Source organism: Bacteroides sp. D1 (genome assembly GCF_000157095.2).
GTDB lineage: Bacteria > Bacteroidota > Bacteroidia > Bacteroidales > Bacteroidaceae > Bacteroides > Bacteroides xylanisolvens.
The window spans coordinates 518,035-536,645 of sequence record NZ_JH114343.1 but is presented as its reverse complement, the minus strand read 5'-3'; the positions used below and the strand labels follow the sequence as shown (position 1 = coordinate 536,645).

Here is an 18,611-nt window from a genome sequence, read left to right as displayed (position 1 = left end):
TACACAATGCTCATCAAAAGCGAATATTCCTTTCTACACTACAAAGAAATTAGTCAACAGTTCGCACTCCAATTTCAGCTACACTTATAAAATTCTTCTCCAACACACCATTGACCACAAATTTCAGATAACGTGACCGATAAACCTTATTTAACTTAATTTCTTGAGGCACAAGTGTCTGCCTAATGTTCTGAAAGACACCCTTTGAAGCCATTTCCCATTTCAGTCCATCTTCACTCAAATAAATTTCATAATTTTCAATGACTCCATCCACATTTCTATACATATCCTGACGTGGTGTGTAAATGATCTCGGACACAGGAATAGTAGTTCCCATATCAACAATAACCTCGTCGGGTACAAATTCTTTCTTATTACCAGCATCATACGTATGGAAGTAACTCTCTACATTATCATCAATCATATTATCAACACCAGATTTAACAGGTGATATAATTTTCCAATTCTTCTTGCACTGATCAAAAATCACTGAAGTAATCTCTCCACTTTTTTTATCAGATGTAAAAACTGCTGCTCTTACAACTCCCTGTTTATCAAAAAGGAATGGCTCTTTATACTCATTTGAGGTAAATGACGGTTCGGTTCCGTCTGTTGTATATCGGATAGAAATTACAGGCCGGTCTGTTCTTATACTCACCATTCCATCCTTCTTTCTATAAATTTTTGGTGCTTCTAAATTATCAGGTTCTTTAAACAGACTTACTTCACTCACAGCCAATGCTACTGGGGCAAAAAAGCGTAAACGGATTCTGTCTGTATTCAAATCATTCTCAAGACGAATAATTCGACACGCCCCTATGCTGGTAGCCTCTGCTATTTCTTTCCAGCCACCATCTACCCAAGCATCGACTTTCATAGAGTCGATTCGTTGACCTAATTTTATGTTTTCACGCACTTTTATCAGATTAAAAACTTGTTTCTTTGGAAGTTCTATCATCAATGATGCATTTGTTACTGTATCGTCAGTCGCCCAATAAGAATACCGGTCATTGTCTGTAAGCTTTGCAGTACCATAATGCCTAGTTATATTCCCACGCACATTAGATGGCACCAAACGTGCTCCTTTAATAAAATTTTTGCTAAAAGTTTTATTCATTAATTCAGCGAAACCTTCCAAAGATTTGACATCTCTCCACTCCATTACTCCTTTTGGAGTTAAAGGAAGACACATATCAAATCCCTGCCCCAACCCAACACTCGCAAGATAGATATCAAATAATTTTTGAGGGCTTTTAGTAGTCAAGCTATCTGTAGTATGATAAGCAAAACGCCTTTTTAGCGAAAAGTCACACTCTGCCGGAATCCAATATTTCCCATGTCGTTGTCCCTCATTCAACATTTTAATCCGCTCACCGTCACTATTAGGGCGTGGTCTCATGTTCCAATTTCCTTCAGGGAATAATGTTGCCCAACAAGTTTTTTTATATCTTCCGGCATATCCATCCTCATTTCCTACCCAACGGATATCAGGTCCGGGGTCATTAAAAATGACAGCGTTGGGTTGGAGTTCTCTGACAATCGCATAAATATTATCCCAGTCATAATATTCGATGAATCCGCCACGATATTCATTAGCACCTCCGTAATATCCCGAACCACCGGCACCTGGAGCACCATCAAACCAAAGAGTAAACAGTTCTCCATAATTGGTACACAATTCTGTTAGTTGTTCCTTATACATTTTCAGATATTCGGGCGTTCCGAAACATGCAGCATTTCTATCCCACGGCGATAAGTAAAGTCCGAGTTTAAGCCCATGCTGACGACAAGCCTTCGCCCATTCGCCAACCCAATCTCCTTTGCCATCTTTCCAAGGTGATTTAGAAATATTATAATCAGTGGTTTTCGTTGGCCACATACAGAACCCACCATGATGCTTTGCATTGATGAGAAATCCTTTCGAACCTATTTTTTTTGCAAGAAGAACTATTTTTTCTGCGTCAAAATCTACAGGGTTCACTAGTTCCGGAGACTCATTACCCCATCCCCAATGAATATCAAGTGCATTGTTCTGATTGAATTCAATCATATTATACATTTCCATTTCATGCCAAGCTAGTTGACGATCTGTAGGCAATACCCCATACGGTTGCGGTGGATCCATTTTAGTGGAGATACAAGAAGCTAACATAGCTATACATAACAACGTGAAAGATAATTTACAACTCATAAATATTAGTATTATAAAAGATTAATAAGGTTAATACAAAAGAGATATAGCTTAGTCTTAAAAAACAATCAAATCATCTTCTGCGCCACTAAGGTAGACGTATGCCAGTAAAACCAAGGCAAATTGCGTACAAAAGAACAACAATATAGTAAAACGTGAGATCTTTTCACTTACTGCTCTGTATTTCACCAATTATTATCCTAGATCATGTACCATTTTATTGCTCATATTTTATTTCTACAAACAAATCTCTTTTCACTATCAGGTCACTTTCATCTAAATAGAATAAATATCAAGTACTTTATTATCATATTTTTCAATCCGATACCACACTTTTCCCATCTCAAATAATAACCTCCATAACCAGATACTTCAATCATTCCATTACAAAGTATCTGGATGAAATGAAGTCTTACTGATCTTTATCCGATATGGCCATTCAGCAACTTGCTCCATTTTCTGATGATATTTCGTATGTTTATCTGGTGCTCCTGTCACGACAAGCCACAAGAACTGGGTATCGTCAGGAACTATAAAATTAACAGTTTGATTCACGCTATTTACAGCTCTATTCATCTTACTATAAACTCTCTTTCCATTCTTCTGCATGGCAACAAAGCCGTAACGCCACCCTGCATACGCCTTATTTTCCGAATAAAAACCTTCATTTCCAGCCATTCCCTCAAAAGTCAAGTCTATGACTGTCCCTCCTTTAGGAACCTTCAATCTAATTGCATTATAACCATAACTTTGTGGACAATATTCTTTTGTTATTTGATACCATCCGTTCCCCATTTTCTTTAATTTACAACGATGCTCATTAGCATAAGAACTACAAACTGATTTTATGCGGGGAAGATCCCAAGTTACAAAACGAGTTGCCGCATCATAGATTTCTTCATTAAACAAATCTTGAGAAGTCTTCGTTATTCGCATATAAGTGGACACTGGGTCCTCTTCTTTTAAAGCTTCACTCCACATTCTGCCTATCACCGGCAATCCATGCTTATAAGACCAGTACTCCATAAACTGCGGAGCGCAATATTGGTTCGTTTTATGAAACAATGTATAATGTGTCTGTTTCATGTAATTATTCAAATGATAATTCTCAATAGTCACCCAGTCTGGATGTACCTGCCATAGCATCCATTGAGAAGTATACTCATAGAGTGTCGTCCCCGGAAATCCTTTGCCACCATCTGCCTCAACCATAAACTGAAAAGAATGCCCTAACTCGTGAGCAAGTGTACAGTAAGGATACCCGTTTATTCTGCACGGACGAAACCAGGTCATTCCGACATTGTCATGAGCACCACCATAGACTGTCTTCTCATTGTCATCATACATCCATATAATCATCTTATACTTATCAGTATAAGATTTCCCTTTCTGCACAAATTTCAATTTGTCTACAAAATAACGATAGTACCGTTCGCCCTCACTCAATATTTCATTCGGATAAAATCGTTTACTCTCATCCATGTTTACAGCAGGTTCCTTGCCAAAAGACCTCTCCCAGAAAATAACTAGATTATCAGATTCTGCCATACAATCATAGCCAAATCTACCATCAGGAACATCAAAACCGTGCTTTTTAAGATCATCTTCCGGAATAAAAATAATTTTATTTCCCAACTTAGCCTGCAACATTTGTATATTAAGGGCCAACATCAATCCACAAAACAAATAGATAAAATTTCGCTTACTACAGCACATATTACTTTACTTTTAAAATGTTACATTAACCGTATAAGTATCATTACCTGTTTCCAAATGCTCTCTCTGTAGTTCCACATCAGGAAGCCATACATATTTCTTTTGTCCCACCTCATCTATTATTTCTACTAGAAAACTAAACCAATAAGAATATGGGAATAAATCTTGTGGTTCTTTGGGAGGAATATTGGCATCTGTCATATCCGGATGATACAACTTATACAAATCAGTTATCTCAATTATGCCTCGTTTACTGGTAGTGTATGTTCTGTAAGCTTTCGGATATACATCCCGCTTATTATATTTACCACCGGCACGAGTTCCATAAAAATTCACTGTACAATTAGATAACGGTTTCCCCATTTTACCCACTTTAATCACTAGTTTACGAGGAAAGACTTTGTCCGACAAGTCTTTATCCAGTGGTCTCATTTTTGCTGTATAATTGAATAAAGCCGAACAATAATCACTCCAGACGCGATATCCAGTCCCCATATTACATTTAGGAGGAGTTAATTTCTCATGACTTACCGGATTATCTTCTGCAGCAATCATATATTGATATAAATCTGTAGCACCACGCACATGTCCATACTCGTGCCCTAGATTACTATATGTCCCCTGATCGGGATATAGCGCATCTGTAAAAATGTTATGAGCTTCACGAACATAACACATCACCACCGACTGCCCACTGGCTCCACCGCCACCACAAGATAGTCCTTCATTCTTTGCGCCCAACGCCAGAAACAACACAAAGTCATATTTCGACAAATCAAGCCGACCGAAAGCCTTTCTCTGAAACTCTCCGTATCTGTCTTTATCTCCCTGAATATCATACACACACAATTCGTCAGCAGGAACAAACCGGAAATAATAGTTAAACTTATTGGGACTTTCATTCCAAAAGCGGGTTGTATTATGAAACATCTGCTGCAAATTCTTTTTAAAAGATGCTTCTCCGCCATAACGTTCCAAATCGATTTTATCCACCCATACTTGCGCACGATACTCAATCGTATCTTTCACCTCCACACAAAAAGCATGAGTCGCCCAAACCAGACAACTGCATGCTATTAATATACACTTTAGAATACCCATAGATTTTCTTTTAGATTTATACCGTATTATAATTCAGTTGATACCCTGATAAAATACGTTTTACCAGAATATCATCCGCTATTGCCAAACTCCAGTAAGGTTAACTTATGTTTTTATCCTTTTCGAAACAAAAGTATGCAATAGAACACTTTAACAAGGCTAATTATGTACAAAAGAGCAACAATATCGTAAAAAGAAAAATTGAATATTTAATTTTATACTAAATTTATCCGGAAGTCACAAAAAAGAGGATATTCCAAAGAATCCCCTCTTATAATAGACTCCTGAATTATTATAAAATATCAGGTCGCTTTTTATATATACCACAGAATGCCCTGTCCCATATTTCTACAGAATAGAATAGTTGCCTGCAAAATTTGCTTGCCTACAATATATTTGGCTGTCTTACTTCCGCTCCCCACATTCGCTGACACTTGTACGGAAGCAGAAACATCTTTCAAAAGAGTGACGGTATCCTTTCGATATAGTGACGGTATACCAACTAGATAGTGACGCTATTCCATACATATACCGTCACTATACCAATTCCTACTTTATATAGACTACAGAACGCCCTGAACCATACTTCTTCAAGACACCATCTTTGATAAAAGCATTGATATCCTGCAATGCCTGTATCTTCGTTTTTCCCACAAGCATAGCATAATCCTGACGGTTGATGCACGGATGGTCTTCCAAGAACTTTTCCAACCGTTGTAAGCATCTCTCCCTATCCAAGGGGTTCTTCACACGAAAAGGAGAATGATAACGTTGTAATTCAATCTCACTCTCAATATCCTTTTTAAACTGCCGATTGACACGGAAATTAATATCTTTCAGAGATACGGACGGTGAACGCAAGTCTTTTGGATCCATCACTTTCTTGTCAACACTCAATGAAAGGGAGAAATAACCGATATCGCCCAGCTCTACCGAAAATCCTTTCAAAAGCAAATGACGTAGTTCTTTTGATATAGCTTCTATAACGCCGACCACTTGTGCATGGGGCATATGCTGAAATACGGTCACTTGTTCCACAAATTCTTCGGCTGTATAACTGCCCTTCAAAACGACACGTGCATGCAAAGGCTGTTCTTCCCCACTTTTAGCAAGATCGGGAGTTTCATAAAGATCATAATTTACACTCATTATCAATTAGTTTTTCAATAGGAAAGATTAAATTCCTCTCTCCTATGGATTAATTTTCTAAAACGCATTCCTATTTTCGTTTGACTTAAGTCAGGCGATAGTTCAACTTAAGTCATCCTTTCGTTTAACTTAAGTCAAACGAAAACCGATATGCTAACGAGACAAATGTACATAGAATATACAGATACTAATCTATGCAAAGCGAGATTTAATTTCAACTAATGAATTATCCCAAAGCCCACAACCATATTAACCAATAATTATCCAAGATTTGAACGATTTTTTTGTTCACTTTCAAAAGTTTTATTCCACACCTAAAAAGACAGCCTATCATTTGCTTTTGCTACTAATTCTTCCTAATATTGTCCTATACTAATGAAAACTAATACAACATAAAGAATCCCCCATGAAAAAAATCGTTCTTTTGATAACTATACAAATCCTGTGCATGCATTCATTTGTCGTGAATGCGCAGCGTATCTTCTCCACCTCCTATACAATGGATGATGGACTGGCAGCCAACAGAGTATACAGCATTTTGCAAGATTCATGTGGATTCATGTGGTTCGGTACCGATGATGGATTAAGCAGATTCGACGGTATTGCATTCAAGAACTACTATCTATCAGAATATATCAACGCAACAACCAGTAACAGCGTCAAGAAAATATTTATCGACCGCAGGGGCAGAATGTGGATAGGATTGGATACCGGAATTGTCATTTACGACTCGAAAACAGACACTTTCCAACCTTTCCATGCCAAAACTGAAACTGGAGAAATGATACAAACCTACGTCACCGATATGATAGAAGACAGTGACGGAGAAGTATGGATTGCAACGAGTGGAGAAGGGCTTTACCGTTTTTCTCCATCTGATAAAGTCAGGCTTAGAGTATACCGGAATATTCCCGGAAAGATTAATAGCATCTCCCAAAACATTATCATGACATTGCAGCAAGACAGTAAACAAAACATTTGGATAGGAACCTATTCGGAAGGATTATGCTGCTTTGACAAACAGAAAAACACGTTCGTCACTTACAAAAAGAGCAATCACCCTAATAGTTTATCAGATAATTCCATTCAGAAAGTGTTTGAAGACTCACACGGCAATTTATGGATAGGAACTTTTCAGAACGGGCTCGACCTGTTCGATCCTGTGGCTAAAACTTTCACCAACTACCGGGACAGAAGTCCGAACAACCTATTATATCATATCCACGACATTAAAGAATACAGACCTGGCGAGTTGTTCATTTCATCCGACAACGGTATGGGAATTTTTAAAGCAGACAAAGGAGAAATTATACAATCCGACAATCCGAATCTGAAAATAAGAACCGGAGCCAATAAGTTTATATATACCATCTATATAGATAAGGAAGAAAGCCTCTGGCTGGGCTCCTATTTCGATGGAATCAAATTCTATTCGGCATTTCAGAATAATTTCAAATATTATAGCTGTTCATCATCGTCCACGCCACAATCAGGAAAAGTAATCAATGTTATCAAAGAAGACAAAGATGATAAATACTGGATAGGTACGGATGACAATGGCATTTTCCGATTTGATGCCAAAACTCAAGAAATTACCCCTTTCCGGGATGCAGCCAGTATAGGCACAACTTACTATTGTATACACGATCTGCTGGTAGACGGAGATAAACTATATGCCGCCACTTATGGAAGAGGTTTGGAGGTGATTGATTTAAAAACAGGAAAAGTGGAAAGTTTTCTCAATAATCCGGAAGATTCAACATCTATCCCCTCCTCACGGGTATTCACTCTATATAAAGCCAGTAATGGATGTATTTACGTGGGCACTTCTGCAGGATTCTGTTACTATAACCCCGAAAAAAACAATTTCATCAGAATCGGTTCTTTTACAGGCAAAATATCGGATATCATTGAAGATTACTTCGGAAGAATATGGATAGGAACAAGCATCAGTGGATTATATTCATACAATGTCAGAACCCAAAAGATAACATCTTATCAACGTTCGGACCATCCGAATTCACTAACAAAGAATGTAATCACCACATTAGCTATCGACAGCAAAAAACAGCTATGGGTGGGAACGTATGGCCAAGGGCTTTGCAGATATAATGATGAAACGGACGATTTCACCAGATATGATCACCTGAAATTGCCAAATAAAATCATCAATTCAATTATCCCCAAAGGAGACTTACTATGGATAAGTACCAATAAAGGGCTTGTTGTATACAACCCGGACACGAAACATATAAAAACCTATTCGAAATCAAACGGACTATACAATGAACAATTCACACCCTGCTCCGGCTTTGAATCTTCTGACGGTAGACTATTTCTGGGTTCGACAGACGGTTTCTGCTATTTCTTTCCGCAAGACTTGAGAGAAAATACATACAATCCACCTGTCATCCTCACTAATATGACCATTTTCGGAAAAGACATACAGGCTGACACGCCCAATTCACCTATTCACCAGTCCATAGGATATACAGATGAGATTGTGTTGAAATATAACCAGTCCATGATCGGATTCGATTTTGCCGCACTAAGTTACATTGCTCCCAAAGAGAATGATTATCAATATATGCTGGAAGGTCTGGACAGCGAATGGCAGTTCACTAAAGGAAGTAACAACCATCTTTCCTATGCAAACTTACCCGTCGGTGAATATGTATTAAGGATCAAGGGAACGAACAGTGATAAACTATGGAGCAGCAATGAAGTACAGCTAAAAATCAAGGTGCTGCCTCCATTCTTCCGGTCGCAACTGGCTTATCTGATCTATGCCCTCGTCCTGTTGATTGCGATTATGTTAACCGTATGGTATTACGTAAAACGCACGGAGAAACGTCAGAAAGAACGTATCAAGAGGCTGAACGATGAAAAAGAAAAAGAGCTCTATAACTCCAAAATAGATTTCTTCACTAACATTGCTCATGAGATTCGAACTCCATTGAGCCTTATTATCGGCCCATTGGAATACCTGATGAAAACTTCAAGTATCAACAATGTGTATGGGGAATACCTAAGTATTATTGAACAGAATTACAAACGCTTGTATGCGCTTGTCACCCAATTGCTGGATTTCCGCAAAGTAGATACGGGATCTTATAAACTATCGTATGACTGTTACCGGATTAAAGAAATAATCTGCAAAGTAAGCTGCATTTTTGAATTATCTGCCAGACAAAAGAAAGTGGCGATTGACACTTCCTCTATCCCGGAAGAACTGAGCATTGTCATAGATGAAGAAGCTTTTACCAAGATTATCAGCAATCTACTAAGTAATGCCTTGAAATATGCCAAAAGCACGATTCGTATTACGACTATAGAAAAGGATTCCGAGATAGTAGTCACCGTGACCGATGACGGTATAGGCATCACCGATCAAGAAAAGACTAAAATATTCGACGCATTCTATCAGGTTAAGAACAACAGTGAAATAAATAAACTGGGCATTGGTATCGGGCTTCACATGACACGCTCACTCGTCCAATTGATGAACGGAAAGATCGAAGTCAGCGATAGGGAAGGCGGTGAAAACGGTGTTTCTATTTCTGTATATTTCCCCAAACAAGCGGCCATCACTGCTTTGCCACAAGTGGCCAAACGAGTGGAAGATACGATTATTCCAGAAAACAGCATAGAAGAAAATGAACTGGAAAGCACTCTTCCCGGTGAACCGTTGAAAAAACAATATGCCATTATGGTTGTGGACGACAACCCGGAGATTCTGGATTTCCTTTCCAAAATTCTGTCCGAGGAATATTTCGTCATTTCGGCTTCAAGTGGAGAGGAAGCGTTGCAAATTCTTGAAAAGAACAACATCGATCTCATCATCAGTGATGTGATGATGGAGGAAATGGACGGGTTCGAACTCTGTGGGAAAATTAAAAGTAACATCAATATTTCCCATGTTCCTGTCATTCTGCTGACAGCCAAAACGGATACGGAAAGTAAAATCAAAGGACTGGAAGCCGGTGCGGATGCATATATAGAGAAACCATTCTCACCTTTCCACCTGAAAGCACAATTGCTGAACTTACTCAAGAAAAGGGAAAGTCAGCAGAAAACGTATGCCTCTACTCCGTTGTCCGATCTGCACTCCGCTGTCCACAATAAACTGGATGAAGAATTTATGAATAAATGTACCGAAATCATCCAGAATAATATTGAGGACTCCGAATTTTCGGTAAATACACTGGCACAGGAACTGGGAATGAGCCGTACCTCTGTATTTACCAAAATCAAAGGCATTATTGGCATGACTCCCAATGATTTCATCAAGGTCACTCGATTAAAGAAAGCCTGCAAAATGATGGTGGAGGGAGAATATAGGGTTACCGAAATAGGATTCCTCGTCGGGTTCAGTTCTTCTTCCTACTTTGCCAAATGTTTTCAGAAACAATTTGGAATGTTACCGACAGAGTTTCTCAAAAAAATAAAGGAAGACCCCTCATCCGCAACAAAATAAGCCGGCAAGCATCCTCCCTTTAAGCTAAATCTTAAGATTTACAGATGTAAAAGTTAACATCAACATTGGTAAATCTTAAGATTTTATTAAATTCTCCTTATAATATAAGGTAAGGAGAATCTTTTTTTTACTTTTGTCCCCGAATATTGTGGTACAAGCCATTATAAAAGAAAGAATTATGCAGAAAAACCTTGTCATTGTCGAGTCTCCGGCAAAAGCAAAAACGATTGAAAAGTTTCTTGGGAAAGATTTCAAAGTCCTTTCTAGTTACGGACACATACGCGATCTGAAGAAAAAAGAATTCAGCATCGACGTAGAGAAGAATTTTACACCCAGCTACGAAATCCCGGCAGACAAAAAGGCTCTGGTTAACACACTGAAGACAGAAGCTAAAGACGCAGAAACCGTATGGCTCGCATCCGATGAGGACCGCGAAGGAGAAGCGATAGCCTGGCATCTGTATGAGGTCTTAAAACTAAAACCGGAAAACACAAAACGAATCGTATTTCATGAAATTACGAAAAGCGCTATTTTAAAAGCAATTGAACAACCACGCGACATTGACCTCAACCTCGTAAATGCACAGCAAGCACGACGGATTCTGGATCGTATCGTAGGTTTCGAACTCTCTCCCGTGCTTTGGAGAAAAGTGAAACCGGCACTTTCTGCCGGACGTGTTCAGTCAGTTGCTGTCCGCCTGATCGTTGAACGTGAACGTGAAATACATGCTTTCCAAACGGAAGCTGCTTATCGCATCACTGCCGTATTCCTCGTCCCGGACACGGATGGAAAACTGGTAGAAATGAAAGCTGAACTGGCTCGCCGCATTAAAACAAAAGAAGAAGCAAAAGCCTTCCTCAACGCATGTCAGGGAGCAAGCTTTGCTATCGACGATATTACTACCCGCCCGGTCAAGAAAACGCCTCCTGCTCCGTTCACAACATCTACATTGCAACAGGAAGCCGCACGCAAACTGGGATATACCGTAGCGCAGACCATGATGCTCGCGCAACGCTTATACGAATCGGGATTCATCACTTATATGCGTACGGACTCTGTCAACCTCTCGGAATTTGCGACAACAGGCAGTAAAGACGCTATCATCAAAATGATGGGTGACCGCTACGTACACCTCCGTCATTTCGAAACAAAGACTAAGGGTGCACAAGAAGCGCATGAGGCTATCCGTCCTACCTATATGGAAAACCAGTCCGTTGAAGGAACAGCACAGGAAAAGAAACTGTACGACTTGATATGGAAACGCACCATTGCCTCACAAATGGCAGATGCGGAACTGGAAAAGACAACTGCTACCATAACAATAAGTGGCAGCAGCGATGTATTTACAGCTATCGGTGAAGTGATTAAGTTCGACGGATTCTTGCGCGTATACCGTGAATCTTATGATGATGACAACGAACAAGAAGATGAGAGTCACCTGCTTCCTCCTCTGAAAAAAGGCCAAAAGTTGGAACATGGGCCTATTATCGCAACCGAACGTTTCACCCAACGTCCTCCACGCTATACGGAAGCAAGTCTTGTACGCAAGTTGGAAGAACTGGGTATCGGACGTCCGTCTACATATGCACCTACTATCTCTACCATCCAACAACGCGAATACGTGGAGAAAGGTAATAAAGACGGGGAAGAACGACAGTTTAATGTCATGACATTGAAAGATCGTCAGATTAAGGATGAAAACCATACTGAAATTACCGGTGCAGAAAAGGCGAAGTTGTTCCCAACGGATACCGGCACTGTGGTAAATGATTTCCTTACCGAATATTTCCCAGACATTCTGGATTTCAACTTTACCGCCAGTGTAGAAAAGGAATTTGACGAGATTGCAGAAGGAGAAGTGAAATGGACTTCTATCATGAAGAATTTCTATGATAAATTCCACCCATCTGTAGAAAACACATTGGCTATCAAGACGGAACATAAAGTAGGCGAACGTATTCTGGGAGAAGAACCGGGAACAGGCAAGACTGTTTCTGTTAAGATTGGTCGCTTCGGTCCTGTTGTACAGATTGGTACTGTAGAAGATGAAGAAAAACCACGCTTCGCACAAATGAAGAAAGGTCAATCCATGGAAACCATCACTTTGGAAGAAGCACTGGAATTATTCAAATTACCTCGTACACTGGGCGAATATGAAGGAAAATCAGTCAGTGTAGGCGTAGGCCGTTTCGGTCCGTATGTCCTGCACAATAAGGTATATGTATCGCTCCCGAAAACACTTGATCCAATGGAAATTACTTTGGAAGAGGCAGAACAGCTGATTCTGGAGAAACGCCAAAAAGAAACGGAACGCCACATCAAGAAGTTTGAAGAGGAGCCGGAACTTGAGATTCTGAACGGACGTTACGGACCTTATATTACCTATAAGGGTTCCAATTATAAAATTCCTAAAGATATCGTCCCGCAGGATTTGAGTTTGGCTAGCTGTTTGGAACTCATCAAATTACAAGATGAAAAAGGACCAGCGACCACAAAAAAAGGACGATTCGCAAAAAAGAAATAAAAAAACTAGAAAAAGAGCAAATTATATAATTAAATGTATATATTTGCTCTTTATCTTTTAATACACAAACTTATGAAGCAAACAAATTTAAAGTATTTAATGATAGGAGTGCTTACCATAGCTTCCATCAGTTGTATGGACAAAGAGCGTGACTTATCTTGGGAGAGAAGGCATATGCCAAAAGAAGCATACTTCGACTTCAACATGACCCAAGCTGTTGCTTTGGATATCAATTATTGTTTCAAAAGCGAAAATTATCGTGTCCTTTTTGACATTTACGATCAGGATCCCATTGAATACTCAGCTGACGGCAGCGTGTCCCAAAAGGACATAGAGCCTATCTACCGTGCAGTTACAGACGAAGAAGGCAAATTCAGCGGAGAGATGAATATTCCGGCGGACCTCTCGGAAGTATGGTTATCATCGGACTATTTAGCCACCGTATCTCCTCTTAAACTAACGATTGACGACAGTCGTCGGCTTTCATTTAATCAAGATGCATATATCGCTACCTTACGTTCACAAACGGCATCAAAAACCAGAGGAGTGACCGTGAACCAACATACCTATCTAAAAGAATGGCATGTTCTTCCCGATGCAGACTGGGATGACAGCGGAAGACCAACCAACCTGGAACCTAAAATAAATATACCTCCGGCAGACGTACTATACAACATCAAGTATGTTTTCAGAAAGGTTACAGTCAAAGATGAGAGCGGTAAAAGCAAGGTTATGAACATCAGTCAGAATTATCCGGAGTTTTTTGATGGTTCCATCAAAATGACTTCAGATATTCCAATTGTTAACCCGACTGAAGTGAGTCTCGTATTTATAACCAGCTCTGCTGCATGGTACAATACAGTTGGATATTACACCTATCCTACCAACAATCCGCCCCAGAGCGCGAGTGATATAAAACAAATAATCGCATTTCCAAACACCTCTCCTATTTACAAGACTTTAGGAGCAGGAGCATTAGTGTGTGGCGAAGAAATAAAACTCAAATATTGGAATGAAGACACACAGGAATACGAAGACAAATTTCCTGCAGGAGTCACAATTGGCTGGTGCCTGCAAGGTATGGGATTCAAGAGCAAACTCACCTCAGAAACAGATAAAGACAAAGTGGGCGATATCATAAAAGGTATGGGGGCACGCTATTCCACCAGGAATCTAAACACGAATAACACACAAAGAACTGTATCTCTCCGTGATTCCAAGTCCGGGCAGATTGTAGCAGTAGGATTCGAAGATAATATTGACTTCGATTATGCAGATGCCATCTTCTATATTCATACGTCAGAAAAGAATGCTATTGACCCGACATTGCCTCCACTGCCTGAGGACCCCGAAGCAATCCCCGAGCAATATAAAATTTCTTATTCCGGTACACTGGCTTTTGAAGACTTATGGCCTAAGTTAGGTGATTACGATATGAATGACGTAATGGTAAAGTACACCAGTACGATGACCCGAAATGCTCTTGACAATCGCATTTACGAAATAGAAGACAAGTTTATCTTACAGCACTGTGGCGGTTATCTGCAAAACGGATTTGGATATCAATTACACAAGCTCTCAAACAGCAATGTCAAGAGTGTAAAAATAACGGGGCCTGATGCCAGTGGTTTATCAAGTTCTATATACATGGAAGGAAAAGAAACAGAGCCTGGACAGTCTCACCCAACCATATTGTTGTATGACGACATGACAAAATTCAAAAATATCACTGATGAATCAAAGAAAGAATATACTGTAACCATCACGCTTGATGGAGCTAGTGAGAAAGAGGTGGTACCTCCTTACAACCCGTTTATCTTCATCAGTTCCAACGAGGGTAGAGGCAAAGAATTACATCTGATAAATTATCCCCCGACTGACAAAGCCGACTTATCGTTACTGGGAACCGGAAAAGACATCTACAGACCAGAAGAAGGGATGTATTATGTTTCTGCAGACTTGATGCCGTTTGCTATCAATATGCCAGTAAGTAATCTCCCGGTTCCAGAGGAAGGGAAACGAATCGATCAATCATATCCCAAGTTCTCTGGATGGGTATCATCGAATGGGAAACAAAATAAAGATTGGTACAAATAAAGATTGATACGATTTAAATAAAAGCAGCCCGGATATTGTACGGAATCGCTATCGGGACTTCGCATTGCGAACCATCGATGAAAAAGACATAATAGACATCTGTTTAGAAAGGCGCGAATTACGCAGTTCACACAACTTCTCGAATACTCACCAAGAATTCGTGTGAACTGTGTTTTTATTTTAAGCCACAACATTATAGGATGTAAGTATTATCCGTTATGAATAGGCTTCCATCATTAAATCTTCGGCTCCCATTTTATCTTAAAACCTTTATTAGGGAATAGCATATCAAACACAATCACGAATATAAAAACAGATGTTACCAAGATATTCATCGTCAATAAAGAAATGTGATAAGGCCAGGGAAGCAGTAAAGCCAAAGCTATTACAGCAATAATATGTGATAAAGGAAGCATACGGCACGTGACATATTTATAGATACTATTTGCCAGAATATAAACGATTGGTCCGATAATCAGAACAAAAACAACTTCCGCTCTCATTTCTTGTTCGGGATGGGCAACAATCAGTTCGTCTCCTACCGCACAAATAATCAATGCTCCCACCAGTACGATATGAATTGCATTATAAATCAACCCCAGCTTGCCGGGATCTTTCACTTCCTGTATTTTCCGGCTACCGGCTTCACTGCTCACATCAAAGTAAACCCACCACATAGCCAAACTACCAATGAAAGATATGACAGCAGAAATAATCACGAGAGGCGTCCATTCTTCTACTTCACTCAAAGAAGCTCCTGTCATCAATAGAGTTTCTCCAAAAGCAATAATCACAAACAACTGGCAACGTTCCACCAAATGATGCCCTTCAATAGTCCATTCCTTGCTACTGTCCGAACGTCCCAGACGAGGTAAAGCAAATCCGTGCATCGGGGCTGTATAATCACAGATGGCGGCTATAATCCACAGTAGAATTTGCCATTCTCCCTGCAATATGGCACCCGTAATCCAAAAGACGGCAGATATACAGAACCAGCCCATAATTCGCTTAAAATTAGCAGCCAGATGATGATCTCCTAACACCCCGATAATATAAAGTGTTCTCCCTGCCTGTATCAGAACATAGCAGACAGCAAATATCAATCCCCGGTAAGTAAAGGCATAAGGAATGGCAGCCGCCATCACCAGCCCCACCAGCATACTGATAAAAAGAAGAATACGTATCGGCCGGGTATCCGGGTTGAACCAGTTAGTCACCCAGATGGTATGTTGCCACAACATCCAGACTGCAAACCACAGGATTGTTTCTTTCAATAATCCTTCCCAAGTGAGATTATGAAGCAGATAATGTGAAAGTTGCGTGACCGAGAAAACATAAATCAGGTCAAACAGCAGTTCGGAATAAGAGACAGTAGCAGTTTCCGTTTCTCTCTTCCGAAGCAATGGATGGGGGGAGTAAAACATACGAGGTTCCTTTTATATATATAAAAGAAACCCCGCAGAAGTCTATTTTGTTCAGAGAAAGTCTTACATTCTGGAAGGAACTTCGATACCCAGCAAATTCATTCCCAAGCGAACAACTTTAGCTACATTAGCAGACAGAGCGATACGGAATACTTTCACTGCCTCATTCTCTTCGCGCAGAATACTATAGTCATGATAGAACTGATTGTATTCTTTCACCAAGTCATAAGTATAATTAGCAATAATAGACGGGCTGTAATCTTCACCGGCTTGTTTTACAACAGCAGCAAAGTCGGCAACCATCTGAATCAGCCCTTCTTCCTTTTCACTCAATTCAATACCAGCCGGAATCTGTTCAGGAATTACGATACCTGATTCGGCAGCTTTCCGAAGTACAGACTGGATACGTGCATAAGTATATTGAATAAACGGACCTGTATTACCATTGAAGTCGATAGATTCTTTCGGATTGAATGTCATATTCTTACGGGCATCCACTTTCAGGATGAAATATTTCAAAGCTCCCAAACCAACGATACGGGCAATATCATCCGCTTCTTCCTGTGTTAAACCATCCAGTTTTCCGAGTTCTTGTGAAGTTTCTTTAGCAGTGGCAATCATTTCCTCCATTAAGTCGTCAGCATCAACTACCGTACCCTCACGGGATTTCATCTTACCTTCCGGCAGTTCCACCATTCCGTAAGAGAAGTGTACCAGACTCTTACCCCATTCGAAACCAAGTTTATCGAGCAAGATAGAAAGCACCTGGAAGTGATAGTTCTGTTCGTTACCTACTACATAAATCATCTTATTAATCGGGTAATCGGCAAAACGAAGTTTAGCCGTACCGATATCCTGAGTCATGTAGACAGAAGTACCGTCACCACGGAGAAGGAGCTTATGATCCAGTCCTTCGGCAGTCAGGTCGGCCCATACGGAACCGTCTTCTTTCTTGTAGAAGAAACCTTTTTCCAGACCTTCCATTACCTTTTCTTTTCCTTCGAGGTAAGTATTGGATTCATAATAGATCTTGTCAAAGCTAACCCCCATCTTCTTGTAGGTTTCGTCGAATCCTGCATATACCCAGTTGTTCATCATTTCCCACAATCCGCGTACTTCCGGATCACCGGCTTCCCACTTCACCAACATTTCGCGGGCTTCCTGCATCAATGGAGATTCAGCTTCAGCCTTTGCTTTCGCTTCATCGCCACTCATTCCCTGCGCTGTAAATTTAGCCATCAGCTCTTTTACTTCCGCTTTATAATGCTTATCGAAAGATACATAATAATCACCTACCAGGTGGTCACCCTTCTTACCCGAAGTTTCAGGAGTTTCACCGTTTCCGTATTTCTTCCATGCCAGCATGGACTTACAGATGTGGATACCACGGTCGTTTACAATATTTGTTTTGACTACCTTATTGCCGTTTGCCGCTACAATGTTAGCCAATGCGTTGCCTAAAAGGTTATTACGCACGTGTCCCAAGTGAAGCGGTTTATTTGTATTCGGAGAAGAATACTCAATCATTACCAATGGAGAAGCGTCAGTGACCTGCATTAAGCCGTACTGTTCATCTGCCTGAATCTCGTTCAGCAACTCAATCCATGTAGCCGATGCAATAGTCAGGTTCAAGAACCCTTTTATCACATTAAACGCTGCTACAGCCGGATCGTTTGCCTTCAGATATTCACCGATTTCCTGTGCCGTTTGCTCCGGTCCTTTTTTTGACATCTTCAGGAAAGGGAACACGACCAGTGTCAAATGTCCTTCAAATTCTTTCTTCGTTTTTTGCATCTGCACCATTTTTTCAGGGACTTCCTGACCGTAGAGTGCTTTCAGTCCGCTGATAACGGACGCTACAAGTTTATCTTCTATCTTCATAATCAAGTTATTTCTTGCGCGCAAAGATACAAAAAAAGGAGACGCATCGCG

Annotated in this window: 9 protein-coding genes; 3 read left to right on the top strand and 6 right to left on the bottom strand. The window is 40.1% G+C overall.

The window, feature by feature from the left end; translation table 11 throughout:
• Window positions 1-49: 49 nt before the first annotated feature.
• From BSAG_RS08985 to BSAG_RS09000, 4 genes are all read right to left on the bottom strand, one after another.
• Entirely contained in the window at window positions 50-2,191 is a 2,142-nt protein-coding gene (locus tag BSAG_RS08985) for an alpha-L-fucosidase (protein ID WP_004323098.1), read from the bottom strand.
• A gap of 384 nt (window positions 2,192-2,575) precedes the next feature.
• Window positions 2,576-3,907, bottom strand: a complete 1,332-nt coding sequence (locus BSAG_RS08990; RefSeq protein WP_004323096.1) for a DUF6055 domain-containing protein — start codon at window positions 3,905-3,907, stop codon at window positions 2,576-2,578.
• A gap of 12 nt (window positions 3,908-3,919) precedes the next feature.
• On the bottom strand, window positions 3,920-5,008 hold the full coding sequence (locus BSAG_RS08995) for a hypothetical protein (RefSeq protein WP_004317208.1): 1,089 nt from the start codon (window positions 5,006-5,008) through the stop codon (window positions 3,920-3,922).
• Window positions 5,009-5,557: 549 nt separating this feature from the next.
• On the bottom strand, window positions 5,558-6,157 hold the full coding sequence (locus BSAG_RS09000; protein ID WP_004317206.1) for a DsbA family protein: 600 nt from the start codon (window positions 6,155-6,157) through the stop codon (window positions 5,558-5,560).
• 448 nt (window positions 6,158-6,605) lie between these two features.
• Between BSAG_RS09000 and BSAG_RS09005 the strand changes: the two genes are divergently transcribed.
• From BSAG_RS09005 to BSAG_RS09015, 3 genes are all read left to right on the top strand, one after another.
• Window positions 6,606-10,634 (top strand): hybrid sensor histidine kinase/response regulator transcription factor, encoded by a 4,029-nt coding sequence (locus tag BSAG_RS09005; RefSeq protein WP_008016645.1) that lies wholly within the window; start codon window positions 6,606-6,608, stop codon window positions 10,632-10,634.
• A 178-nt stretch (window positions 10,635-10,812) separates the two neighbouring features.
• Window positions 10,813-13,158: a type I DNA topoisomerase gene (gene topA / locus BSAG_RS09010; RefSeq protein ID WP_004317201.1), complete on the top strand. Its 2,346-nt coding sequence runs from the start codon at window positions 10,813-10,815 to the stop codon at window positions 13,156-13,158.
• 72 nt (window positions 13,159-13,230) lie between these two features.
• Complete coding sequence (locus BSAG_RS09015; RefSeq protein ID WP_004317199.1) at window positions 13,231-15,255, top strand: LruC domain-containing protein; 2,025 nt, start codon at window positions 13,231-13,233, stop codon at window positions 15,253-15,255.
• 236 nt (window positions 15,256-15,491) lie between these two features.
• Here BSAG_RS09015 and BSAG_RS09020 read toward each other — a convergent pair whose 3' ends face one another.
• Together BSAG_RS09020 and argS are read right to left on the bottom strand one after the other, a co-directional pair.
• Complete coding sequence (locus BSAG_RS09020) at window positions 15,492-16,679, bottom strand: low temperature requirement protein A (protein WP_004296480.1); 1,188 nt, start codon at window positions 16,677-16,679, stop codon at window positions 15,492-15,494.
• A 63-nt stretch (window positions 16,680-16,742) separates the two neighbouring features.
• Window positions 16,743-18,560 (bottom strand): arginine--tRNA ligase, encoded by a 1,818-nt coding sequence (gene argS, locus BSAG_RS09025; RefSeq protein WP_004317197.1) that lies wholly within the window; start codon window positions 18,558-18,560, stop codon window positions 16,743-16,745.
• Window positions 18,561-18,611: the final 51 nt, after the last annotated feature.

Bases quoted from the DNA above. Each gene is read 5' to 3' on its own strand.
- BSAG_RS08985 (WP_004323098.1), bottom strand. From the start codon at position 2,191: ATGAGTTGTAAATTATCTTTCACGTTGTTATGTATAGCTATGTTAGCT.
- BSAG_RS09015 (WP_004317199.1), top strand. From the start codon at position 13,231: ATGAAGCAAACAAATTTAAAGTATTTAATGATAGGAGTGCTTACCATA.
- argS (WP_004317197.1), bottom strand. From the start codon at position 18,560: ATGAAGATAGAAGATAAACTTGTAGCGTCCGTTATCAGCGGACTGAAA.
- BSAG_RS08990 (WP_004323096.1), bottom strand. From the start codon at position 3,907: ATGTGCTGTAGTAAGCGAAATTTTATCTATTTGTTTTGTGGATTGATG.
- topA (WP_004317201.1), top strand. From the start codon at position 10,813: ATGCAGAAAAACCTTGTCATTGTCGAGTCTCCGGCAAAAGCAAAAACG.
- BSAG_RS09000 (WP_004317206.1), bottom strand. From the start codon at position 6,157: ATGAGTGTAAATTATGATCTTTATGAAACTCCCGATCTTGCTAAAAGT.
- BSAG_RS08995 (WP_004317208.1), bottom strand. From the start codon at position 5,008: ATGGGTATTCTAAAGTGTATATTAATAGCATGCAGTTGTCTGGTTTGG.
- BSAG_RS09005 (WP_008016645.1), top strand. From the start codon at position 6,606: ATGCATTCATTTGTCGTGAATGCGCAGCGTATCTTCTCCACCTCCTAT.
- BSAG_RS09020 (WP_004296480.1), bottom strand. From the start codon at position 16,679: ATGTTTTACTCCCCCCATCCATTGCTTCGGAAGAGAGAAACGGAAACT.